The sequence below is a fragment of the Shewanella rhizosphaerae genome (assembly GCF_019457655.1).
GTDB lineage: Bacteria > Pseudomonadota > Gammaproteobacteria > Enterobacterales > Shewanellaceae > Shewanella > Shewanella loihica.
The window spans coordinates 645,111-669,228 of the sequence record NZ_CP080420.1; the positions used below are offsets into that span (position 1 = coordinate 645,111).

The 24,118-nt window shown below is 55.5% G+C and carries 21 protein-coding genes; 10 read left to right on the forward strand and 11 right to left on the reverse strand.

The annotated features are described in order from the left end of the window. The first annotated feature begins 45 nt into the window (after positions 1-45). The 6 genes from K0I63_RS02945 to K0I63_RS02970 all read left to right on the forward strand — a co-directional run bounded on the left by K0I63_RS02945 (position 46) and on the right by K0I63_RS02970 (position 9,187). On the forward strand, positions 46-2,532 hold the full coding sequence (locus K0I63_RS02945) for a S9 family peptidase (RefSeq protein ID WP_220082468.1): 2,487 nt from the start codon (positions 46-48) through the stop codon (positions 2,530-2,532). A gap of 110 nt (positions 2,533-2,642) precedes the next feature. Next, positions 2,643-3,788: an HDOD domain-containing protein gene (locus tag K0I63_RS02950; protein WP_220082469.1), complete on the forward strand. Its 1,146-nt coding sequence runs from the start codon at positions 2,643-2,645 to the stop codon at positions 3,786-3,788. A gap of 614 nt (positions 3,789-4,402) precedes the next feature. Next, positions 4,403-5,620 (forward strand): aspartate aminotransferase family protein, encoded by a 1,218-nt coding sequence (locus K0I63_RS02955; RefSeq protein WP_011864384.1) that lies wholly within the window; start codon positions 4,403-4,405, stop codon positions 5,618-5,620. Positions 5,621-5,756: 136 nt separating this feature from the next. Beyond that, positions 5,757-6,776 (forward strand): arginine N-succinyltransferase, encoded by a 1,020-nt coding sequence (gene astA, locus K0I63_RS02960; RefSeq protein ID WP_011864385.1) that lies wholly within the window; start codon positions 5,757-5,759, stop codon positions 6,774-6,776. Positions 6,777-6,785: 9 nt separating this feature from the next. Next, the gene (gene astD, locus K0I63_RS02965) at positions 6,786-8,246 is read left to right on the forward strand and encodes a succinylglutamate-semialdehyde dehydrogenase (protein WP_220083361.1); all 1,461 of its coding nucleotides are present in this window, start codon (positions 6,786-6,788) and stop codon (positions 8,244-8,246) included. A gap of 140 nt (positions 8,247-8,386) precedes the next feature. After that, on the forward strand, positions 8,387-9,187 hold the full coding sequence (locus tag K0I63_RS02970) for a DUF1338 domain-containing protein (protein ID WP_220044176.1): 801 nt from the start codon (positions 8,387-8,389) through the stop codon (positions 9,185-9,187). Positions 9,188-9,340: 153 nt separating this feature from the next. On the opposite strand, the gene K0I63_RS02975 is transcribed toward K0I63_RS02970, so the two are convergent. The 4 genes from K0I63_RS02975 to crp form a co-directional block, all read right to left on the reverse strand. Continuing rightward, a complete protein-coding gene (locus K0I63_RS02975) occupies positions 9,341-10,672 on the reverse strand; it encodes an ATP-binding protein (RefSeq protein ID WP_220082470.1) in 1,332 nt (443 codons plus the stop codon). Then, complete coding sequence (locus K0I63_RS02980) at positions 10,669-11,343, reverse strand: response regulator (RefSeq protein WP_011864389.1); 675 nt, start codon at positions 11,341-11,343, stop codon at positions 10,669-10,671. Before K0I63_RS02980 ends, K0I63_RS02975 begins: the two co-directional genes overlap by 4 nt. Positions 11,344-11,453: 110 nt before the next feature. Continuing rightward, entirely contained in the window at positions 11,454-11,792 is a 339-nt protein-coding gene (locus K0I63_RS02985; protein WP_220044178.1) for a PepSY domain-containing protein, read from the reverse strand. A gap of 81 nt (positions 11,793-11,873) precedes the next feature. Beyond that, positions 11,874-12,509: a cAMP-activated global transcriptional regulator CRP gene (gene crp, locus K0I63_RS02990; RefSeq protein WP_011864391.1), complete on the reverse strand. Its 636-nt coding sequence runs from the start codon at positions 12,507-12,509 to the stop codon at positions 11,874-11,876. A gap of 444 nt (positions 12,510-12,953) precedes the next feature. On the opposite strand from crp, the gene K0I63_RS02995 reads away from it, so the two are divergent. After that, on the forward strand, positions 12,954-13,733 hold the full coding sequence (locus tag K0I63_RS02995; RefSeq protein ID WP_220059844.1) for a tetratricopeptide repeat protein: 780 nt from the start codon (positions 12,954-12,956) through the stop codon (positions 13,731-13,733). A 366-nt stretch (positions 13,734-14,099) separates the two neighbouring features. Here the strand turns inward: K0I63_RS02995 and K0I63_RS03000 are convergent, their stop codons facing one another. From K0I63_RS03000 to K0I63_RS03010, 3 genes are all read right to left on the reverse strand, one after another. Continuing rightward, positions 14,100-14,987: a phosphoribulokinase gene (locus K0I63_RS03000; RefSeq protein WP_220044180.1), complete on the reverse strand. Its 888-nt coding sequence runs from the start codon at positions 14,985-14,987 to the stop codon at positions 14,100-14,102. A gap of 83 nt (positions 14,988-15,070) precedes the next feature. After that, complete coding sequence (locus K0I63_RS03005; protein ID WP_220082471.1) at positions 15,071-15,334, reverse strand: YheU family protein; 264 nt, start codon at positions 15,332-15,334, stop codon at positions 15,071-15,073. A gap of 2 nt (positions 15,335-15,336) precedes the next feature. Beyond that, entirely contained in the window at positions 15,337-16,335 is a 999-nt protein-coding gene (locus tag K0I63_RS03010; RefSeq protein WP_220082472.1) for a hydrolase, read from the reverse strand. A 134-nt stretch (positions 16,336-16,469) separates the two neighbouring features. On the opposite strand from K0I63_RS03010, the gene K0I63_RS03015 reads away from it, so the two are divergent. Together K0I63_RS03015 and K0I63_RS03020 are read left to right on the forward strand one after the other, a co-directional pair. Further along, entirely contained in the window at positions 16,470-16,976 is a 507-nt protein-coding gene (locus K0I63_RS03015) for a twin-arginine translocation signal domain-containing protein (RefSeq protein ID WP_220082473.1), read from the forward strand. Positions 16,977-17,111: 135 nt separating this feature from the next. Continuing rightward, entirely contained in the window at positions 17,112-18,701 is a 1,590-nt protein-coding gene (locus tag K0I63_RS03020) for a GMC family oxidoreductase (RefSeq protein WP_220082474.1), read from the forward strand. Between the two features lie 18 nt (positions 18,702-18,719). On the opposite strand, the gene K0I63_RS03025 is transcribed toward K0I63_RS03020, so the two are convergent. Further along, complete coding sequence (locus tag K0I63_RS03025; protein WP_220082475.1) at positions 18,720-19,175, reverse strand: TIGR02444 family protein; 456 nt, start codon at positions 19,173-19,175, stop codon at positions 18,720-18,722. A gap of 67 nt (positions 19,176-19,242) precedes the next feature. After that, a complete protein-coding gene (locus tag K0I63_RS03030) occupies positions 19,243-21,153 on the reverse strand; it encodes an ABC transporter ATP-binding protein (RefSeq protein WP_220082476.1) in 1,911 nt (636 codons plus the stop codon). Positions 21,154-21,327: 174 nt separating this feature from the next. On the opposite strand from K0I63_RS03030, the gene K0I63_RS03035 reads away from it, so the two are divergent. Then, entirely contained in the window at positions 21,328-21,528 is a 201-nt protein-coding gene (locus tag K0I63_RS03035; protein WP_011864400.1) for a YheV family putative zinc ribbon protein, read from the forward strand. A gap of 35 nt (positions 21,529-21,563) precedes the next feature. Here the strand turns inward: K0I63_RS03035 and K0I63_RS03040 are convergent, their stop codons facing one another. Together K0I63_RS03040 and K0I63_RS03045 are read right to left on the reverse strand one after the other, a co-directional pair. Further along, the gene (locus K0I63_RS03040; RefSeq protein ID WP_220082477.1) at positions 21,564-21,875 is read right to left on the reverse strand and encodes a hypothetical protein; all 312 of its coding nucleotides are present in this window, start codon (positions 21,873-21,875) and stop codon (positions 21,564-21,566) included. A 100-nt stretch (positions 21,876-21,975) separates the two neighbouring features. Continuing rightward, a complete protein-coding gene (locus K0I63_RS03045) occupies positions 21,976-23,898 on the reverse strand; it encodes a methyl-accepting chemotaxis protein (RefSeq protein ID WP_220082478.1) in 1,923 nt (640 codons plus the stop codon). Between the last annotated feature and the right edge of the window lie 220 nt (positions 23,899-24,118).

Below are 24,118 nucleotides of genomic sequence, written 5' to 3' on the forward strand. Positions count from 1 at the left end.
AAGGCTGGGCCTTTATCCCGGCGACATAAATAATAAGGAAGGACGATGACGGGCGCGTTTCGTGGATTTGGTCTCAGCATTTTGACCCTCACCATCTTGGGGGGCTGTGCTGCCACCCCTTCAAGCGATACTCAACAGACTCAGGTAACGACTCAGGCAAGCACTCAGGTGGCGTTAGCCACGCCGCCAAGCGTGGATCAGCCGCTGACCCTCAAACAGATCATGGCAAATCCAGATTGGATGGGGATCCTGGCTAAGGGCGAATATTGGAGTGACGACAGCCAGTCGGTCTACTTTGCCCGTCAGGCCCATCAATCGCCGCTACTGGACTACTATCAACAGCCACTCGTCTCGGGTGAGGCCGCTAAGCTAGCCCTAGATGCCCTGCATCAGGCGGATCAGCAGTATGGCGTGATGGACGAGGCCCGCAGCCGCAAGGCCTATATTTATCAGGGCAACCTGTTCGTTAAAGATCTGCTCAGCGGCAAGGTGTCGCAGCTGACCCGTCAAAACACTAAGGTGGATGGGGTGCGTTTCCTCACCAATGGCGATATCGCCTACTGGCAGGGTGAGCAGGTGTTCCGCATTCACGGCGACAGTGGCCTGTATGAACAGATCGCCAATATCAAGATGGCCAAGCAGCCTAAAGGGGTTGAGGCGCCTAGCAGCTATATCGCCAAGCAGCAGCATAGACTGATTGAATATGTCGCCCTCAAGCAGAACCAGGCGCAAGAGAAAGAGCAGTATCAGGCGGAGTTGGCCAAGCAAGATCCTACCATGACGGCTAAGACATGGTATCTGGGCGAGGAGGAGACAGTTTCACAGATGAGCCTGTCACCGGATGGTCGCTACCTGCTGCTGTCACTGGTGGATAAGAACTACAGCTGGCGCGCCGAGCATGACATCATGCCTAACTATCTGGGCAGCCAAGGTTATGTGGATGCCGTACCTGCAAGGGCGCGTGTGGCCGAAGATAAGTATCCCGGCGAGCGTCTGGTGCTTTTGGATCTCGAGCAGCATGAGAAGCGTGACATCACCATCGAAGGCCTGACAGGCTTCGATGAAGACGTGCTGGCCTCGGTAAAGGCTGAAAATGCCAAAGCCAAGGGCGAGACCTATAAGAGCGAGAAGTCGCCGCGTAAGGTGCAGCTGATGCAGGACTGGGGCTGGACTCAGAGCGCCATGCAGTGGCAGGCCAAGGACAACAAGGTCGCCATCATGCTCGAGGCTGTGGACAACAAAGACAGATGGATTGCCACCCTCAACCTCAAGTCGGGCTCACTGAAGACAGAGCACAGGCTGCATGACGATGCCTGGGTTAACTACAACTTCAACCAGTTCGGCTGGTTGCCACAGAGCGATACCCTCTATTACCTCTCGGAAGAGACCGGCTATTCCCACCTCTACCTCAAGGCGAGCGGCGCCAAGCCAAAGGCCCTGACCCAGGGTAAGTATGTGGTCAGCGATATCACCCTAGGCCCCAAGGCCGAGTATATCTACTACAAGGCCAACAAGGACCATCCAGGTATCGACAACGTCTATCGCGTCAACATTGCCGATGGCCAGAGCGAGCAACTCACCCAGTGGGATGGTCAGCTGGATTACAGCCTGAGCCCAGATGGCAGCAAGCTGCTGCTCAAGGCCTCTCGTCGTACTCAGCCGAGCGAACTCTACGTGCAGGCGATCGGTGGTGAGCTCAAGCAGCTGACCCACTACACCTCGGATGCCTTCAAGCAATATGCTTGGCAGGCCCCGGAGGTGGTTAAGGTGCCATCTACCCATGGCGCCGGCGATGTTTATGCCAGAGTCTATCTGCCACAGGGCTTCGATAAGGCGCGGGCCGAGAAATACCCTGCGGTGATCTTCAATCATGGCGCCGGTTATCTGCAAAATGCCCACTATGGTTTCTCCGGCTACTTCCGCGAGTTCATGTTCCACAATTTGCTGACTCAGCAGGGTTATGTGGTCATGGACATGGACTATCGTGGCTCTAAAGGTTATGGCCGCGACTGGCGCACGGCGATCTATCGCAACATGGGTCATCCAGAGGTGGAAGATCTGAAGGACGGCGTTAACTGGATGGTGGCCAATACTCATGTGGATCTTAAGCGTGTCGGTACCTATGGTGGCTCTTACGGTGGCTTCCTCACCTTCATGGCACTGTTTACCGAGCCCGAGCTGTTCCAGGCCGGTGCGGCGCTACGCCCCGTGAGCGACTGGGCGCACTACAATGCGCCATACACCTCTAACATTCTCAACACGCCGGATGTGGATGCTATCGCCTATGAGCGCAGCTCGCCTATCGAGCACGCACAGGGACTGCAGAAGCCGCTGTTGGTGATGAGTGGTGTGCTGGACGATAACGTCTTCTTCCAGGACAGCGTGCGTTTGGTGCAGCGACTGATCGAGCTGGAGAAGCCTATGTTCGAGACCGCCATCTATCCGGTCGAGCCCCACGGCTTCCGTCAGCCTTCGAGCTGGTTAGATGAGTACCGCCGCATCTTCAAGTTGTTCGAGCAAGAGCTTAAATAACCGACCAGGGCCTCATTCGAGGCCCTTTTTATTGCTTGGGGATCTGCCAAGTGCGTGATTTGGTGTAATATAAGCCTAATGCGCGCAATTAGCTGAGGAGAACGGCTTAGGTGGCAAAGTCCATTGCCGGTGGTGTCCGTCCGGGCATCATCATAGATATCGAACACAGGCTTCTGAAACAGATCATCGTGGGTAAGCAGAAGGCCGCGGCCTCCATGTTTGATGACTTAGACCGTGAACTGGAAAACGATGCCAATAAGCTCGCCATCGAGCGCGACGCCGTGTTCGAACGCCTCTCCAAGCAGATCCAGGCACGGCAGGTGTACGAGGCGGTCTCTAAGCAGCTGATCACTACGGTCAACAGCACCCTGGACAATCAACTGGCCTCGCCAGAGCTGCTGATACAGCACTCGGGCATCAACGCCAGTCAGATGTTGATGCTGGAGCTGCTGCAGCAGAAGAACCTGGATCTGAGCCGGTTGCGCCTGCTTATAGCCGATCTGCCCTGGCTGGCACGGGATCTCACCAACATGGTCAACAGTCCTTCGTTTCGTCATAAGCGACAGCAGCGCTCGGATGTGAAGGTTACCGAGATAAAGCTGGTGCTCAACTTCATCGGTGTCGAAAACCTCAGGCTGCTGATCCCCTATTACTGCTTGCGCAACTGGCTGCCAACCGGGCACGCCAATCAGCTTTGGACCACACGTAAGCTGTGGCGTTACGCCATGGTTACCGGCATCGCCGCCAAGGCACTGGCGCAGCTCAATGAGCAGGACATGGCCACCGCCTACACAAGTAGCCTGCTCTATCAGCTAGGGGTCTCAGTGGTGCTCAAGAATGGTGCCAAGGTCTACGAGAGCATCTGGGGTAACTGGCTCAGGGAGGCCAGTGCCAGTCGTGACAAGGAGCTGCATGACGCCGTGCTGGCCACCGAGTTTCCCGCCGAGGATATCTACCAGCAGGTGCTGCAACATGCCCATACTCTTAACTGGCGCCTGCCTGAGCTGCTGGACTTCTCCGCCAGCGGACTGACCCAGACCCAGAGGGAGCTGGACACCTGTCTTAGCTATAGCGAGTTGTCAACTGAGGCGGCTCTGGTCGCTCGGGCCAGCTGTTATGCCAAGGTGCTGATGCTCGATGAGATGCGGCTGATCTCGCCCAAAGAGAAGCAGATGATGTTCGACTATTATCAGCTCTCGGAGCAGGAGCAGATCCGTCTCAAGGGACAGAACTACCGCAAGCTAGACCTTTATTAGAGCTTTGCTAGCGCGTCGCGTGCTGGCCTTTAGCGCTTCGCGTTAGCCCTTAGCCCGTAAAACGCGGCTTCTCCCAGGGCGCCCAAAACTCAGCTTAACAGTGGCGCCTTCTTCTTACCCTTCGCTACGCATCCCATTGATAGTGATGACATCATTCACCTTGCTGGCCACGTCTGTCAGGTCACTCGCATCCAACTAATGAAGAGTGGAAACGGCGGTGTACAACAGGGCAGTGAGAATGAACTGTTTTACTGATGCTTTTTAGTGTTATTTGCTGTGGAAATGTTTTACTATCCACGCCACGTCGAAATGTGACTATATATTCATAAAAATCACATTATTAGTTGAATTTTGGGTCGATAAACTTTTTTCTGACTATTTATGCTCAAGCCTAGGTTATAAACGCTTGTATAACCTTTAAGCTCAAATCTTTATGCATTTGTTATGCACATGCTAAGAAGGCTCGACTGGAGGAACTGGTATTTTGATCACGTTTTCGCTATTAATGTCCCCCTAGATAACAAAATAACCGTCACCGATAGGCGTCGCTTTTTGGAAAAAGACGGGTACGACAGGCGATTGAAGCCTTCGGCAACATTGAAAGGATGAGTAGAATGAGCGTGAACCATAAGCTAACCCGAGCCCAGTTTGATGAAGTAATGGTGCCTAATTATGCACCTTCGGCTGTGATCCCTGTCCGTGGTGAGGGTAGCCGTGTTTGGGACCAGGAAGGCAACGAGTTTGTCGACTTCGCCGGCGGTATCGCGGTGAACTGTCTTGGTCATTGTCATCCTGCGCTAGTGGGCGCACTGAAAGAGCAGGGCGAGAAGATCTGGCACCTGGCCAACGTGATGACCAACGAGCCTGCACTGGCACTGGCTACCAAGCTGGTTGAGGCCACTTTCGCCGAGAAGGTTTATTTCGCGAACTCAGGTGCAGAAGCCAACGAAGCGGCCCTTAAGCTGGCCCGTCGTTACGCCCTGGACAAGTTTGGCGCCGAGAAGGATCAGATCATCGCCTTCGACAAGGCTTTCCACGGTCGTACCTTCTTCACCGTGAGCGTGGGTGGCCAGGCGGCCTATTCAGACGGTTTTGGTCCTAAGCCACAGTCTATTACGCACCTACCATTTAACGACATCGCGGCGCTGGAAGCCGAAGTGTCTGACAAGACCTGTGCCATCATGCTCGAGCCACTACAGGGCGAAGGCGGTATCATAGACGCCGATCCTGAGTTCCTGCGCGCCGTGCGTGCCCTGGCCGACAAGCACAACGCCCTGGTGATCTTCGATGAAGTTCAGACTGGTGTGGGCCGTCTTGGTGAGCTTTATGCCTACATGCGCACCGAAGTGACGCCAGACATCCTCACCACAGCCAAGGCGCTGGGTGGTGGTTTCCCTATCGCGGCCATGCTGACCACTACTGAGATCGCCTCTCACCTCAAGATTGGTACCCATGGTTCAACCTACGGCGGTAACCCATTAGCCTGTGCAATCGGTAACGCGGTACTGGATGTCGTGAACACGCCAGAGGTACTCGATGGTGTTAAACGTCGCGAGCAGCTGCTACGTGATGGTCTGAACCAGATCAACGAAAAGTACCATGTGTTCACCGAGGTTCGCGGTCAAGGCCTGCTGCTGGGCGCCGTGCTCAACGAGCAGTACCAGGGTCGTTCGAAAGATTTCTTGGTTGCCGGTACCAGCGAAGGCCTGATGTGCCTGATAGCCGGTCCAAACGTGATCCGCTTTACTCCTTCTCTTGTTATTCCTGAGGCCGATATCGCCGAGGGTCTTGCTCGTTTCGAACGTGCAGTAGCCAAGGTTGTAGCTGGCTAAGCGACAGCATAAGCGCGGCATAACAACCGCGCTTTTTTGTCTGAGAGAAAACCTTGAACCTCAAGCGTGGCATATAGGTCTTAATTGTTAAGGCTGTCTGCGTTTGAACGACAAGGACAAGTGAGGAGACCCGAAGATGTTAATTATCCGCCCCATACGATCGAGCGATTTCGATGCCTTGTATCAAATCGCCATCGAGTCAGGTCATGGATTCACGTCTTTACCCGTCAATGAAGAACTATTAAGAAATAAGATTGCCCGCGTCGAGGCCTCGTTCGTTAAAGAGATCGAGAAGCCGTTCGACGAAGGCTATCTTATGGTGCTGGAAGACACAGAGACTGGCGAAGTGGTCGGTACCTGTGGGCTCGAGGCCGCGGTCGGCATGGTCGATGCGTTTTATCACTACCGTTTGGGCACAGAGGTCTACTACTCAGAGCAGATCGATGTGCGCAACGAGGTGGAAACCCTGACCCTGTGTCACGACTACACGGGCGCCGCCGAGCTATGTACCCTGTTTCTGCGTGACACCTACCGTAAGAACAACAACGGACGCATGCTGTCTCGTAGCCGTTTCCTGTTCCTGGCGCAGCACGCCGAACGCTTCGGCGACACAGTGATCGCCGAGATGCGTGGCGAGAGCGACGCCGAGGGCAACTCGCCTTTCTACGGCTGGCTGCAGAAGAACTTCCTCGGCATCGACTTCGTGCAGGCTGATTACCTGTCGGGCCTGGGGCAGAAGGCCTTCATGGCCGAGATGATGCCGAAAAACAGCGTCTATGTCTGTCTGCTGCCCGAAGAGGCACAGAAGGTGATCGGCGAGGTGCACACCAACACTCGTCCTGCGCTTAACCTGCTGCAGGCAGAGGGCTTTAGATGCCGTGGCTATGTGGATATCTTCGACGGCGGTCCAACGGTCGAGTGCAATCTTAACGATATTCGTTCGGTGAGAGAGAGCCGTCTGCTGACGGTCAAGGTGGGCGAGATGCCTGTCTCGAGCAGCAGTTTTATTATCTCAAATACTTTGTTAGCGGGTTACCGCGCCACCTCGGCCAACTTGATGGTCAGCGATGAAACCGACGAGGTGATCCTGTCACCCGAGCTTGCCGGTGCGCTGCTGGTGGCAGAAGGTGAACAGATCCGTGTCTTGGCAATGTAGGAATATATGATGAGTCAATTTATTAACGGCCAGTGGGTTGCCGGTCTGGGCCACGACGTGGTCTCGAAGAACCCAGCAAATCAAGAAGTGATCTGGGAAAGCAAGACGGCGACACCAGAGCAGGTTAACGCAGCAGTAGAGGCGGCGCGCGCCGCTCAGTTCGACTGGTTCATGCTGGGCTTCGATGCCCGTCTGGCGATTGTCGAAGCCTACCGTGACCAGCTCGAGGCTCACAAGGGCGATATCGCCGAGGTGATCGCTCAGGAAACCGGTAAGCCACAGTGGGAAACCGCCACCGAAGCAGGGGCCATGATCGGCAAGATCGGCCTGTCGGTAGCTGCCTACCACAAGCGTACCGGCACCTCAGAAAACGACACCCCAGCCGGCCGCGCCGTGCTGCGTCACAAGCCACACGGCGTGGTGGCGGTATTTGGTCCCTACAACTTCCCGGGCCACCTGCCGAACGGTCATATCGTCCCAGCACTGCTTGCGGGTAACACAGTCGTGTTCAAGCCATCTGAACTCACCCCTAAGACGGCCGAGCTGATGCTCAAGCTGTGGGAGAAGGCGGGTCTGCCGGCTGGCGTGATCAACCTGGTTCAAGGCGAAGTGGAAACCGGCAAGGCGCTGGCGTCACATCCACAGATCGACGGCCTCTTCTTCACCGGTAGCTCTCGCACCGGCCACATCCTGCACCAGCAATACGCGGGTCATCCGGGTAAGATCCTGGCGCTGGAGATGGGCGGCAACAACCCGCTGATCATCAAGGGCGTCAAAGACACCCTAGCGGCGGTTCACGACATCATTCAGTCGGCCTATATCTCGTCGGGTCAACGCTGCACCTGCGCCCGTCGTCTCTATGTGGAGAAGGGCGCCGAGGGCGATGCCCTGCTGGCTAAGCTGGCCGAGGCGGTTAAGCAGATCAAGGTGGGGCCTTGGAATGCGCAGCCACAGCCATTCATGGGTTCTATGATCTCTGAGGCGGCGGCAAAAGGCATGGTGGAAGCTCAGCGTAACCTGATTAACCTGGGCGGTACACCGCTGGTTGAGCTTAAGCATCTGGAAGCCGGTACCGGCCTGGTATCACCCGGTCTTATCGATGTGACTCAGGTGATCGAGCTGCCCGACGAAGAGTACTTCGGTCCACTGCTACAGGTGGTTCGTTACACAGACTTCGACGAGGCGATCAAGCTTGCGAACGACACTCGCTATGGTCTCTCTGCCGGTATCCTGGCGGACAGCCGCGAAGACTATGACTACTTCCTGGCGCGTATCCGTGCGGGTATCGTCAACTGGAACAAGCAGATCACAGGCGCATCAGGTTCGGCACCTTTTGGTGGCGTTGGCGCCTCGGGTAATCACAGGGCGAGCGCCTTCTATGCCGCCGACTACTGTGCCTACCCAGTGGCTTCGGTCGAGGCCGATGCCCTGGCCATGCCTGTTAGCCTGAGTCCGGGTCTGACCCTTTAGTAAACAAGCATGGGAGTGGGCGTCTTGTCTGCTCCCATTTTTATAGGCGTACACGAAAAATCTCGTTGTACTTATATCGTGAAAACAAACAAACCGGCGCGATAACGACCGGTAACACGATGATGTTAAGGAAGAAATTGATGCATACCGATGTAAACCAGCTATTTGCCGCCCTATGGGACGACTATGTTGAAATGACCCCCTCAGCCGCCAAGGTACACCAGCTATTGGCCAAGGGTGAGACCATCATCAACGATCATATCGCCCTACGCACCTTCAACATTGCCAAGGTGAACCTGAGCGTTCTGGCGAAGCATTTCGAGTCTCTGGGCTATGTGGCCTGTGGCGACTACGACTTCGAAGCCAAGAAGCTTAAGGCCAAGCACTTCGAACATCCGGATCCGACTCAGCCTAAGGTGTTTATCTCTGAGCTGATGGTCGAAGCCTTCAGCCCTGAGCTACAAGCCATAGTTCATGGTCTGGTAGAGCAGGTGGATGAAGCCGCGACTACCGCGGATAACTTCCTCTACTCTGGCCGTCACTGGGAACTGGATTACGCGACCTACGAGCAGCTACTGGCCGAGAGCGAGTACGCGGCATGGGTGGCGGCGTTCGGTTACCGCGCGAACCACTTTACCGTGTCGATCAACCACCTGCCTGGATACAACACTATCCTTGAGGTGAATGACACCCTGAAGCAGGGCGATTTCGTGCTCAACAGCGTCGGCGGTGAGGTTAAGGGTTCGGCGGACGTACTGCTCGAGCAGTCATCGACCATGGCCGACAAGGTCAATGTGGCCTTTAAAGACGTCCAGAAGACGATTCCAAGCTGTTTCTACGAGTTTGCCTTGCGCTACCCTAAGGCAGACGGCGAGCTTTACACAGGCTTCGTGGCAGCTTCTGCGGATAAGATCTTCGAGAGCACCAACAACGCAGGTTAATCCTGGGGTGAATCTCTGACAGCAAAAAGCCGATGCACTGCATCGGCTTTTTTGTGGGCGTAAGTTAGCCTATCGTATTTGCTATGGTTTGAAAGCAATTGCCCTTAAAACCTATTCCTTAAAACTTATCCTTTAAAGGCTATTCCTTAAAATCTATCCCTTAAAGCCAAGGGTGATCTTCAGTCCGCCCAGCTGCTGGCTGTGCTCGAAGGCTAGGCTTATCTCATATTGCTCGGCAATATCCTTGACGATGGAGAGCCCAAGGCCATGGCCCATGATCGCCTCATCCAAGCGTTTACCCCTCTGGGTCAGCTGACTGAGGGCCTCGTCGGCGACGCCCGGACCATCATCTTCTATGGTCAGCAAGATCTGCTCATCGGCTTGCGTCGTCGACACCGCCACTTTGCTGTCAGCCCACTTGAAGGCATTATCCAGCAGGTTACCGATAAGCTCCATGCCATCTTCTCGGTGAATAGGCAGGCGGCTTAAGCGCTCGTCCAGGCTAAATTCGCAGGCGATCGCCTTGTGGCCGTGCACCTTGGTGAGGGTCTGGGCCAGATCTTGTAGATCTTTGGGTAGCTGCATCTGCGCCGCGGGCAGCATGTCGCCTGTGATCCGCGCCGCCGCCAGCTTGCGCTCTATCATCTTGTGGATCTGATCCAGCTGGCTCTGCATTGCGTTGGCGGCCTCGGGATCTTTCAGTCCCAGCACCTCTACCTGCTGCTGCATCACCGCCAGCGGTGTCTTGAGGCCATGGCTGAGGTTGCCCAGGTTGTTGCGGCTGCGCTCCATCTGCTTGCTCGAGTATTGCAGCAGCTCGTTGTAGGTCTGTGCCAAGGGCGCCAGCTCTGGTGGGATCTTGCTGGTGTCCAGCGCGGTGATCTCCCCCTCTCTGAGCTTCATCAGCGCCCGCTGCATGTCGTTGATCGGCTTGAAGGATTGCCGTAGCAGAATGAAGATCCCCGCAACCATGGTAAGCAGCATGGCCAGGTTGACCGACAGCTTAGTGCCATAGACCTGGGAGAATACTTGGCGGCCGATACTGAGATCCTGGGCGACCGTGAGCGTCGCCTGCACCTTGGCATCGGCGCTGCTAAGTCCCAGGGAGAGCAGCTGAATATCGTGATTCTGCGGCCCCTTGGTTTGCCACACCCGGGTCTGGCCCTTGGAGAGGGGCTCTATCTCTAGGCGTTGATCCCACAGGGAGCGGGATCTCAGCTCGATATCTTTGAGGTTGAGTTGGTAGTAGCGCCCGGAATAGACGGGCTTGTAGAAGTTAGAGACCTGGTTGGGGTCTATGCTGATGTCGCCGTTGTCGAACTGAATCGCCAGTAACACCTGCTCTAAATCTTCTTCGAGGCGGTCGATAATCGAGTCGTGAAACGCCTGACGCAACATGGACTCGAAGATGACGATCGCCACGAAGGTGGAGATGATGACTAAGGCCGACAGCCAGAGGCTGAGCTTAGTGCGGATCGATATCATGGCTTGAGGCCGTGGAAGATGTAGCCCTGTCCCCTGCGGGTCTCGATGGCCGTCTTACCCAGCTTCTTACGCAGGTGGGTCACATAGACCTCCACCACGTTACTCTCCTTCTCGTCGTCAAACTGATACAGCTTGTCTGTCAGCTGCGCCTTGGAGAGCAGTTTCTTGGGCGACATGAGGAAGATCTTCAGCAGGCGAAACTCCATGGCGGTGAGTTCGAACTGCTGCTCGCCGACGGTGACGCTCTGCTGGCTCTCGTCCAGGGTGACCCCCTCGAAGCTCAGCTCCTTGGTGGGGCTGTTGGTCTTGCCGTGGGCACGATTGATCAGGGCGTGAATACGCGCCAGCAGCTCCTGGCTGTGGAAGGGTTTACCCAGGTAATCGTCGGCGCCGGCGTTGAAGCCTTCTACTTTCTCGTGCCACTGGCTGCGGGCGGTGAGCATGATCACCGGCGTGTCTATGCCCTGGTTGCGCCAGGTCTCCAGCAGCTGCAGGCCGTTGCCGTCGGGCAGGCCGATATCCAGAATGACACAATCATAATGGGTTTCTTTGATCAGGTAGTCGGCCTCGGCGGCTCTGTCGGTGACATCTGTGACATAGCCGGCCTGTTTCAGCTGTTTGGCAAGCTCATCGACCAGTAGGGTGTTGTCTTCAACCAGCAGCAATTTCATCGTTTTTCTCTACCTTAGCGCGGCAGGCGCTTCTGTCTACATGGAGGCGGCCGAGTCGCATCGACCTGAATTGATAATACACTTTTTCACCCTAAGCGGATATTTCGGCGCTAGTTTTTGTGCGGTACGCAGGCCTGGGGCAGGGGCTTGTTGGCGCTGTGACGGCCGGTGGTGGCGTCGATATCCAGGGAGATCAGCTCGCCATTGGCCGATTTGATCTGCAGATCGTAACGCCAGTGGCCCTGGGCATGAAACAGGTGAGCGTCCACCAGTTTGCCATCGCAGTAGGCCTGTACCTGGCTGAGGGTGAGATCGAGAGAGAGGATTTTGCCTTCGCTGACCAGCTCTTGGGCCTGGTTGTGTTCCAGTTCGATAACGGCGGTCGCGGCAGGACTGAGCAGTGAGCAGACACTAAGCAGTAAGGTGCTGATAACGGCGGTCGGTTTCACTGAGGCTGTCCTAAAAAAATGGCCTGACTAAGGAGTCAGGCCACTTTAACTAAGATCTATTAAATCTAACTTAATGTTAGCTTAGCGGGTACCGTAAACCACGATAGTTTTGCCGTGTGCTTGGATCAGATTCTGCTCTTCAAGCATCTTGAGGATACGGCCAACGGTTTCGCGAGAACAACCCACGATCTGACCAATCTCTTGGCGAGTGATCTTGATCTGCATACCGTCTGGATGGGTCATGGCATCTGGTTGCTTAGCCAGGTGCAGTAGCGTCTGCGCGATGCGACCGGCAACGTCCAGGAAGGCAAGGTCGCCCACTTTCTGGCTGGTGCTTTGCAGGCGGTAAGCCATCTGAGAAGAGAGCTTCATCAGGATCTCAGGGTTAACCTGGATCAGCTGCTTAAATTTCTTGTAAGAGATCTCAGCGATTTCACAGGCTTGCTTGGCACGAACCCAAGCGGTACGCTCGGCTTGCTCTTCAAACAGACCCAATTCACCGATGAAGTCACCTTGGTTCAGGTAAGAGAGGATCATCTCTTTGCCTTCTTCATCTTTAATCAAGACGGCAACAGAACCCTTCACTATGTAGTACAGCGTGTCAGAGTCTTCACCCGCATGGATCAGAGTGCTTTTGGCTGGGTACTTATGAATGTGACAGTGTGATAAAAACCATTCCAACGTTGGATCAGGTTTAGGCTTACCAATCAGAGCCATGCCTATGTTCCTCGACTGATTAATGTAAATACAAGAATATGCTAAATAAGCAGATTACGTCAATTAAGGCCAAAAAACCTCGTCAGAGATCAAATTATTGCAATAAGTATGCAGCCGGTAACGTAATTTACTTTGCTGTCAATAGTGGGAGTTCATTTTGATACATTAGTAATATATGTCAACTAATACCGTAATCGGGCCAGTTTATTTGGCCGACAATGTTGCCCATATCACATCTGCCTAGGTGCTTATTGTCCGCCCAGGAGATAACACCTGTGATTTTCATGCAGTAAAACACGGTTTTTACTCGACTTGACTGGGGGATTATTGATAGTGTTAGTCTCTGCGCCGCCGAATATTATTCGGGCCTGGGCAGCTCAAAGTTGTGGCTATTTCGTGTCGTCTCCCTAGATGACACGAACTGGTGAAGGAGAGTTCTGAATCGTGACAAAGCATGTTTGGAAATTGGCCGCAGGCCTATTGGCCCTGTTTGCCGTGCAGCAGCCTGCGCTGGCATTTTCTGTGCCCGCCACCGAAGCGGCGGCGCCTGCCAGTAAGTTGGCCCATATTCAGCTAAAAGCCAGCCAAGGTGAGTCTGAGGCGCAATTTCTTCTCGGTTTGATGTATCTCTCCGGCCGTTTCGTTAGCCCGGATCCTCAGTTGGGTGCCAGCTGGGTCGAACGCGCCGCCGAGACGGGCCACAAGAAGGCGGCCCAGACCATAGCGGATTTGGCCTTCGACGGTAAGATCATTCCTCGCGATCTGGCCCTGGCCGAGCGTTGGTATCTGAGCCTGGCGAGCGAGCAGGACAAGTGGGCCCAGTTCCGTTTAGGCTTCATCTATGCCGCCGGCGGTAATGGTGTGGCGCGCAACTGTGGTAAGGCGGTCGATAACTTCATGGCGGTGGGCGATGAGATCTCCCTGGGCAATGTGGTGTGGATCCTCTCTACCTGTCCCGAGGCCAAGTATCGTGACGGCGGTAAGGCCCTGGCCATAGGCAAGGGGCTGGTCGAGGCCAACAAGCAAGACCCGACCAATCTGGATAACCTGGCGGCGGCCTATGCCGAGATTGGCGATTACAGCTCGGCGGTGGATCTGCAGAAGCAGGCGATCAAGGCGCTCAAGCAGACGGCAGAGTTCGATAAGTCAGATGAATTTGAATTAAGGCTGGAAAACTATCGCCAGCAGAAGCCATACCGTGAAGTGGTGCCGCTGTCACAGTAGCTCTTAAGCCAGTAAATATTGGTTTCCTCATGATTAAGACGTCGACTCGGTCGGCGTTTTTTTATGCCTGAAAGCCCTATGCTTTAAAACTTTGGCCTTGAAGCATTAGTCTTGAAATCTTTAAGCTTGAAATGGTTAGGAAGGTAACGCAGGGAAATTAATGCAGAGTGGCGTGCAAGAGGAGGTGTCGGGACGCTAGCATACTCGAGGAAGCAAACAGATCAAGATGGGGGAATTCACTCCCAAGAGTATACTAACTATCAGTCTTTCGCCTGAAATCCCGATAGCCAGCATTGTATGTGAGCAGACTTAAATAAAGCTTAAGCGAATCTATCTCTGACTGAAGCCGGCGCGAGCGGTGAAAATTTATTCGCTATCCAGATCCAACAGGTGCTGACGCTTCTCCAGTAGATCCCGAATCAGCGGCGTGAGGATCAGCTCCATTGCCAGCGACATCTTGCCGCCGGGTACTACCAGGGTGTTGATGCGCGACATGAAGGAGCCGTCGATCATCTTCAGATAATAGGGGAAGTCGACGTTCTTGATGCCGCGAAAACGAATCACCACGAAGCTCTCATCCAGGCTGGGGATGGTCTTGGCGCTGAAGGGGTTAGAGGTGTCTACCGTAGGGACCCGCTGGAAGTTGATATGGGTGCGGGAGAACTGCGGCGTCATATGGTTGATATAGTCTTCCATGCTGCGCACGATTGAGCCCATCACCTTCTCGCGGCTGTGGCCTCTGTCTGAGGTATCGCGGATGATCTTCTGGATCCACTCTAGGTTAACTATGGGCACCATGCCGATCAGCAGATCCACGTGCTGGGCCACGTCGCAGTCGTCGGTCACCACGCCGCCATGCAAGCCTTCGTAATAGAGCATGTCGGTGTTTTCCGGCAGCGGTCGCCACTGGGTAAAGGTGCCGGGCATCTGGTTGAAGGGGACTGCCTCGTCGAAGGTGTGCAGGTAGGAGCGGGTCTCGCCCTGACCGGTGGAGCTGTAGTCGCTAAAGCACTGCTCCAGCTTGCCAAAATCGTTGGCCTCTGGGCCGAAATAACTGATGTTGCGGTTCTCGTTCTGGGCCTGACGGATCTTTAGTTCCATCTCGGGACGCGTGTAGTGGTGAAAGCTGTCGCCCTCGATCATCGCGGCATTGATCCCCAACTGACGGAAGATATGGCTAAATGCTGTCGTGGTCGTCGTGGTGCCCGCTCCAGAGGAGCCGGTTACGGCAATAATGGGGTGTTTAGCAGACATTCTTTTACCTAAATAGCGCTAAGCTGATGCCCGATAACGGGCAATTGTGAACCAATAGTTATACGGCACGGATAACCTAAAGGTCAACAGGGCTCGTCATCTTGGAGCTGTTGTGTCAGGGTATCTTGCCGGTGGCGAATGGCGATAGATTCCTCTTCTTCGCTGTATTCGACCACAAGTTCGCTGCGGGCCAACGCCTGGCGGCACTGCTTGATAGCGCGGGCCAAGGCCTCGCCATCCAGGCTGGCGAAGCTGCCATCTTCGGTCTGGGTGAAGAGAAACTCCTTGATCAGATTATCCAGGGTCTCGGCCGGCAGTTGCAGCAGGGATTGATAGGGGACCAGCATGGTTATGCCTCCAGCAGAAAATGGACGATGCGCTGCTCCAGATAATATCTGGGCTTGAGAGGATGGCCGCCGTCGATAAAGCCGACGTGACCGCCCTGTGGGTGCAGCTCATAGGTGACCAAGGGCGAGAGCGCCTCCTGAGTCGGGATCACCTCATCTGTCATGAAGGGATCGTCCTTGGCGTGGATCACCAGGGTCGGCTTAGCCACCTGGCTCAGGTAGGGCAGACCACTGGCGCGCCGGTAATAGTCTTCGACGCTATCGAAGCCGTGCAGCGGCGCGGTGACCCTGTCGTCGAACAGATGAAAGGTGGTCAGGCTCTCCACCTCGGCCTGGGTCACCGGCATCTGTGCTCTCAGCTCTGGCATGGCCAGCTTGTCGCGCACCTTCTGTTGTAGCTGCTTGATGAGATAACTTTGGTAGACCTTGGAGAAGCCGTGTCTGAGGCGCTTGGCGCAGGCGCCCAGCTGCAGCGGCGCCGAGATCACCACGGCGCGATCCACCAGGCTGTCACTGCCATGCTCGCCCATATATTTGGTCAGCACATTCCCGCCCAGGCTGTAACCCACCGCCAGCAGCGGCGAGTCGGGATAGTCCCTTCGCAGCAGGCTTAGTGTGGTGTGCAGGTCCTGGGTATCGCCGCTGTGATAGCTGCGGGCGAGACGATTGGTCACGCCGGAGCAGCTGCGATGATGATGCACCAGGGCGGCAACCTTGTGCTCGCCCAGCAGAGTCAGCAGACGCCTGGCATAATGAGAGTCGGCGCTGCCTTCCAGCCCATGCACCAGCACGACTATGGGCTCAATTTGTGTGGACTCAGCCTGTGTGTGTTCGGTCTGTGTGGGTTTGGCCAGCCAGTCGAGATCGATAAAGTCGCCGTCATCCAGCTCCAGGCGTTGGCGGGTCAGGGCGGGCTTGTTCACCTTGGTCAGCACCGGCAGGATAGTTTGCACATGGGGATTTCTTGCCCACCAGGGGGGCGTGAAGGTACGCTGGGTCATAAATCGCTGTTGCCGAAAATTAAAACATGTGTTTAATTGTTAGTTATCTAGCTAGTGTAACATAGATTCGAGTCGCTCCTTGTTTTCGAAGGGAGCTCATGGAATATCGCTAATCACAGAGCACAGGGAATAAGATGAATCGACGCACCTTTTTGACCACGGCCCTGGTGGGGACCGGCGCCCTGGCACTGGGGGTAAACCTGTATCACCCGCCGCAGGTGAGGGTGAGTGCTTCCCTGGATCAGTCCCATCGTCTGCTGTTTAGCATACTGGTGCCCGTGTTTCTCGACGGCGCCTTACCCCATACCCAGTCGCTGCGCGTGGCGGCGCAAAACCGCACCTTAGATGCCATAGTGGCGACCATGGATCTGCTACCCGAGGAGTCCCGCGACGAGCTCGAGCAGCTGCTGGAGCTGCTTGAGTCGCGCCTGGGACTGCTACTGCTTACCGGCAACATGACCCCCTTGCTGATGCGACAACCCCAGGAGCTGGTGGCCATGCTGGAAGCCTGGCGAACGAGTTTTCTCGACCTTATGGTCACTGCCTACCAAGGGCTGCGGGAGCTGGTGCTGGCAAGCTATTACAGCTGCCCCGAGCATTGGACACGATTAAATTACGAGAAGCCGCGGCTGTTTAATTAAGACCTTAAATTGTTGAGAGCTTGAGAGCCTAAGTCCTTGAGGGCTTAAGTCCTGAGATCTTGAGCCTAAGAGAAGCCGAGCGACTAGCCTCGGATAGATAAATACAGACCCCGATAACGGGGCAAAGGAGCGCCATTGGCCATCGAAGATCCCATAGTGACCGGCCTTGCAAACGGCTGGAAACATATAGATGCCAGTCAACTGACCCAAGACCAAACCCTTGAGGCCGACGTGGTGATCGTCGGCAGCGGCGCCGGTGGTGGCGTGGCGGCCGAGATCATGACCGAGGCGGGGCTGTCTGTGATTATCGTCGAAGGTGGGCCACTGAAATCGTCCGAGAGCTTCAACATGGAGGAAAGGCGCGCCTATCCCAACCTCTATCAGCAAGCTGCCTCGATGAAGACCAAGGACAAGGCGATCGGCATCTTTCAGGGACGCGCCGTGGGTGGCTCCACCACCATCAACTGGACTACCTCTATCCGCACCCCGGAAAACGCCCTGGCGTTCTGGGCCGAACACAAGTCGGTCGAAGGCCTCTCCAGGGAGGCGCTAACGCCCTGGTTCGAGAAGATGGAGCAGCGGCTGAGCATTACAGAGTGGCCCTTCGAGCCCAACCGCAACAACATGGCACTCAAGCAGGGCTGCGAGGCGCTGGGCTGGGACTATACCGTCATCAAGCGCAACGTGGCCGGCTGCTGGAACACTGGCTACTGCGGCATGGGCTGTCCGGTCAACGCCAAGCAGTCTATGCTGGTCACCACGATACCGGCGGCGCTGGATCGCGGCGCGACCCTGGTGAGCCGCGCCAAGGTGAGCAAGATAGAACACCATAACGATAAGGTGTACGCCCTCAAGGCCCAGGCGTTAACCGAGTCGCTGCGCCCCAGTGGTGTGCAGCTGATGTTAAAGGCCAAGCACTATATTCTCAGTGCTGGCGCCATACATACGCCGGCCCTGATGATGCGCTCCCGCCTGCCGGATCCGCAAAAGCTGCTGGGTAAGCGCACTTTCCTGCACCCGACCGTACTCAGTGGCGCCCTGTTTAACGACGCCATCAATGGCCATAGCGGCGCGCCGCAATCCATCTATTCTGATCAGTTTGTCTGGCAAGATGGCGCCGACGGCGAGCTGGGCTATAAGCTGGAAGTGCCGCCCATCCATCCCGTGTTGATCGCCTCTAAATCCCTGGGATATGGTCAGAGTCACGCCGAGCTGATGGCCCAGTTTAATCAGTTGCAGGTGACCATAGCCCTGATGCGAGATGGCTATCATGCCGACAGCCCGGGTGGTCAGGTGCAGCTGACAGATAAGGGCTATACCCTGGATTATCCGCTGACCGACGCCTTCTGGCGAGCCGCGCGGCGCGCCTTTGCCAGCATGGCCGAGTTGCAGTTTGCCGCCGGTGCTCAGAAGGTGTTGCCCATGAGCGAGGGGATGCCCTATCTGCCGAGCTGGCAGGCGGCCAAGGAGGCTATCGCCGATATGACCCTGGCACCCTTCAAGACAGTGGTGGCCTCGGCCCATGTGATGGGCGGCTGCCCGCTGGGCGAAGATAAGCAGATGGCCATGGTGGATAGCCGGGGCCGCAGCCATTATCTGGAGAATCTGTCTGTGATGGACGGCTCGCTGTTCCCCACCAGTCTTGGGGCCAACCCTCAGCTCTCCATCTATGGCATTACCGCCCGCAATGCCAGTCTGCTGGCCGAAGAGCTGAGCGGCATTTAAATAGTAAGAGTTGAGCCTTTAGGCCTGGCGGATCAGTGTCTGTGCCAGCTGGTGGTATTGGTCTATCTCTATCTGAAACAGGCCGAGATAGCGGGGCAGGTTAGCCTGGCCCTGCTCATTGGGAAGCTGTCTGAGTTGGCGCAGTATCATCCCCTGGGACTTGCGCTCCAGCATGAGTTCTACCTCTAGCATCTGGCGATACTCGGCTTCGGCCAGGTTGTGTTTGCTCAGCTTTCTCAGCCTGCGGTAGGGCTTGAGCACCTTCTGCTCCCAGGCCTTGACCTGCTCGCTGAGCTGGCGCCAATCCTGGTCACTCAGGTAGTAGTGCTGCTCGTCGAGCCACTGGGCCAGCAGCAGGAGATTGACGTTGAGCCCGTAGTCATCTTGCAGCTTGAGGTAGAGCAGCTTCCCCTTCTCGTAGAGGCTGTCGCAGGTCTGCCACAGGTTGGCGTCAAAATGATTTACATGGCTCATACTTCATCCTTGTATCGCTTAGGTTTTCCCTTTGGTGCTGGGTTGGCTTGAGTGAAAGCTTCGCGCGTTAGCTCTGCAGCTTGGCCTCTTGCTCTATGGCCTCTATGTTCTCTTGCAGCTCGAGCCACTCCATCTCGCTCTCTTCAAGCTGTTGAGTATGCTGGGTCCGCTCGGCCAGGATCTGGGTGAGTTTGGCCTTGTTGTCGGCCTCATACAGGCTGGTGTCGGCCAGCAGGTTTTCCAGCTCGGCCAGCTTGTCGCTGCAATCTTGTTGGATCTTCTCCAGCTTGGCCTGTGCCTTCTTCAGCGGTGACAGCTTCTGTCTCAGCTCCGCTTCCAATCGTTTCTGCAGCTTCTTATCCTGGGCTGGTGTCGCATCATCCTGGGCGGCAGGCTTGTTGGCCTCCTTGGCGGCGTCCAGCAGCCACTGATGATAGTCGTCGAGATCGCCGTCGAAGCTCTTCACCTCGCCGCCATCCACCAGGTAGTAGTCGCTACAGCTCAGGCGCAGCAGGTGTCTATCGTGAGATACGATGATCATGGCGCCCTCGAAGTCCTGCAGCGCCATGGTCAGGGCGTGACGCATCTCGAGATCCAGGTGGTTGGTGGGCTCATCGAGCAGCAAGAGGTTAGGGCGTTGCCACACCAGCAGCGCCAGCACCAGACGGGCCTTTTCGCCGCCGGAGAAGGGGCGAACCGGAGACAGGGCCATGTCGCCGTTAAAGCCGTAGCCGCCGAGGAAGTCTCTCAGCTCCTGCTCCCTGTTGTTTGGCGCGAGTCGCGTCAGGTGCTGTAGCGGCGACTCATCCAGGCGCAGAAACTCCAGCTGATGCTGGGCGAAGTAACCTATGTTGAGGCCGGGATTTGGCTCATACAGGCCGCTCATGGGCTTGAGTTGTTCGGCCAGCAACTTGATTAGGGTCGACTTACCCGCGCCGTTACGACCCAGCAGGCCGATGCGGGCACCTGGCACCAGGTTCAGGTGCACATGGTTGAGGATCGCCTTGTCGCCATAGCCGACTGAGACCTGCTCCATCTTCACCAACGGGTTGGGCAGGGCCTCGGGGGCGCGAAACGCCATGTAGAAGGGGCTGTCGGCCTTGGAGGGCAGCAGCTCAGTCATCCGCTCCAGCGCCTTGAGGCGGCTCTGGGCCTGCTTGGCCTTGCTGGCCTTGTAGCGGAAACGGTCGACGAAAGATTGCATATGGGCGCGCTCTTTCTGTTGGCGCTCATAGGCCACCTGTTGCTGGGCCATACGCTCGGCGCGGATGCGTTCGAAGGCGGTGTAGTTGCCCTTGTAGTAGTTGAGCTTATGGTGCTCGACATGCACTATCTCGTCGACGATGGCGTCGATAAAGTCCCTGTCGTGGCTGATGAGGATTAGCGTGCCTTGGTAGGCCTTGATCCAGCTCTCTAGCCAGTACATGGTGTCCAAGTCGAGGTGGTTGGTGGGTTCGTCCAGCAGCAGGAGTTCGGAGCGGCACAGCAGCGCCTGGGCTAGGTTGAGACGCATGCGCCATCCCCCCGAGAAGCTCTTCACTGGATTTTGCTGCTCGGCCTCGCTAAAGCCCAGACCTGCCAACAGGCTGGCGGCACGGGCACGGATGCTGTAGCCGCCGATGGCGTCTATCTTGCCGTGTAGCAGGGCGATCTGATGGCCGTTATCCTCCAGCTGTGCCTTGTGCAGCGCTTCTTCCAGCTCGCGATATTCGCGGTCGCCGTCGATCACATATTCCAGCGCGCTCACCTCCAGCGCCGGGGTCTCCTGGGCGACTGTGGCGATCTGCCAGCCCGTGGGCACGCTGATCTCGCCCTTATCCAGGCTGAGGTGTCCCATGATCAACGCAAGCAGAGATGACTTGCCCGTGCCGTTGGCACCCACCAGGCCCACCTTGTGGCCGGGGTAGACAGTCAGAGAGGCTTCATCCAATAGAGTCTTGGAGCCGCGAATAAGTTGCGCTTGGGTAATGGTGATCATTGAGGTCGACTTGATGCATAGCTAAGGATTAATAGGCTTGGGATGATAGCCCAGTTGGGGGGCCGCTTGCCACTCTTTAGCCGGGACATTTTGAATCCGATAGGGTGTTTTGCCGCGCCTTGTGGCAAAATGGCCCCATCGACAGAGTTTTTATCCCAACAGGTTGAGTCAAGCGTGAGTAGAGTCAGAGTCAAGAAGCGTTTCGTTGCCGGTGCCAAGTGCCCCAAGTGTCATGCCCAGGACAGCATAGTGCTGTTTAAGGAGCAGGGAGTCGAGACGGTCGAGTGCGTCGAGTGCGATTATCGTGAGCAGCAGGCCGAGGCCGAGGTGGCCAAGCAGGCCACTGGCGCAGTGATCGGGGTGTTTAAGCCCTAACGCTTTTAGGCGTGAAAAGCCTAGTCGCGAAAAACTTAGTCGTGAAAACCCTGTTGTAGAAACAGGTGGCGCGTCTGATTGAAGCGCGCCTCGTCGGCGAGGATGAAGTCGATCGCTAGCTGGGCATTTTCCTGCCTGAATTTCTCCGTCTTGGCGATCTCATATTCGTTCATCACTATGTTCATCGCCTCCACAGTCCATTCGCATTCACCCTGGCCTATGCTGACCTCGTCGGGATCATAATGGGTCACCATCCAGTCCTGTAACTCTTCATTGTCAATCTTGCCCTGCAGCCAGGCGGTGAGCTGGTCGATGAGTTGCTGTTTGCTGATGTTGGCTTGGCTCATTTTCTGTGTGTCTATTGTTTGGGGGATAAGTGGCACACATGATAGCGATAAAAGCGCTTTTATACGACGGCGCCGAGGTTATTGTTCGGCGCCTTCGAGATTAAAACTTAAAGCGAGATACCAGTTCGTTGAGTTGTACCGCCATTTCTCTCAGATCGCTACAATCGAGCGAAGTCTGGCGAACCACGTCACTGCTGCTGCGTGAGATATCGGCAATAGCTGTGACATGAGGATTGATTTCACCAACAACGTTGGACTGCTCTTCCGTTGCCGTGGCGATCTGCATACTCATCTCGCTCATGGCCTGAATGTTTTCGGCGATGCTGTGTAGGTGTTCGCCTGAGAGGCTGGCTTCCTGTTGGCTCTGTTGACTCTGGTTTGTACTCTGGCCGATGGCGTTGACCACTTCGGTCGTTTTCGCCTGTAGTTTCTCTATGATGTGACGAATATCCTCGGTAGAGGCATGGCTGCGGGAAGCCAGTGTGCGGACTTCATCAGCCACTACCGCAAAGCCGCGGCCCTGTTCGCCTGCCCGTGCAGCCTCGATTGCTGCGTTCAGTGCCAGCAAGTTAGTCTGTTCCGATACGCCGCGGATCACCTCAAGCACAGTGTCGATGGAGCTGGCATCTTCTGCAAGTTGCGATACCGTCTCACTGGTGGTCAGTAGCTGCTCACTCATGTTTGCTACTGAGGCTATGGTATTTTGTACCGACTGATTGCCCTGATTAACCGATTGGTCGGCGACCTGGGCATTCTCGGCGGCATTGTTGGCGCTGCTGGCGATCTCTTGGGCTGTCATGCCCATCTCGTGAATGGCGGTTGCCACTTGCTCTATCTTGCTGACCTGATCGTTGATCTCATGCTCCATATGTTTAGCTTGATTGTCGATCCGCTCGACCGCCTGAAACAGATCGTTGGCTGTTGCCGATACGCTTTGCAGTGTCTTACTGAGATAGGTGACAAACTGGTTATAGCTGGCAGCCATGCTGCCCGTCTCATCCTGACGACTGTCGTCCAGTCGCAGCGAGAGGTCGCCCTCTCCCTCACCAATGCTTTTCAGCATGTCTGCAAGCTCGCCAAAGGGAGAGATAAGGCGGTTGATCAGCCAGGCGCTGGTGAACATGATAATGGCGGCCAGTATCAGACCCATCAGTGCCAGTTGCCAACTGGCTTTATTGATGGCGCCAAATAGCTCGTCTTGTGGGACCTCGGCGATAAGATACCAGCCGATTGAGGGAATGTAGCGACTGGCGACTAGGGTGTCGACACCATTGTTATCATATTCCGAGGTGGCAAAGCTCTGCTGAGACAGCAATGCTTGCGGATCTTTGATGCCCAAGGCACTCAGTTGCTTGCCGGCAAACTGGCTTTGGCCGTGGATCTTTATCTGGCCATTGCCGTCGGTAAGATAGACGCGCCCCTGTTCACCAATCTTATATTGTTTGATGTTGTCGGCCAGACTGTTGAGTGACAGTCCGACACCCGCTACACCGCTCGGCTTTCCCTCTATCTGAACTAGATAGTTGATAAATAGGGTGGGCGTTTGGTTGAGATCGTCGACATCGATACTCAAATCGTAATCTTTACCGCTACCTAAGAAGCGATAAAACCAGGCATCTCTATCGTCACTTGGAGAGACAGTTTTAAAGAGTCCTTCATGGGTGAAGTAGCGTCCCGTGGTATTAGAGACCAGAAAGGCGGTAATGGCGCCAAATCGCTGCCGAATATTGGCGAGGGAAGCGATAAGTGTCGCCTGGCTAGCTTCGGGTTCACCTTGACGTATCATGGCCTGATATTCGAGGTTATTGGCCATCACCTTGGAAACTGTAATCGGCATCAATAACTGGGCGTCAATATCGTTGGCGACCTCACCTAAAACCGCTGGTAATTCTCGGTTTAGGGTGCTGTCGAGAATGATCTCCCGACTATTGGACATTGCATAGAGGCTGATCAAAAAGATGGATAACACGACAGAGGCCAGGGTGGCGAGTACGACTTTACGACGGATGTTGAGTTTTAACATTAGCATCTCTCCTAATCTGACCTAAGTATAGGAGACTATGATGAATCTGCAGGTGAGAAATACATTTAGAAGTTGCTGATATTTAATGGCTAATCGATAGATTTCAGTATGGAGAACTAGGCTCGTCCTGTAGAGGAGTGCATTTAGTTGTTACGGTCTTTCAGTGAGTTTGTCGCCCACTTTTGCCAAAAATTGATCCCCATCATGACGCTAAGGTTGC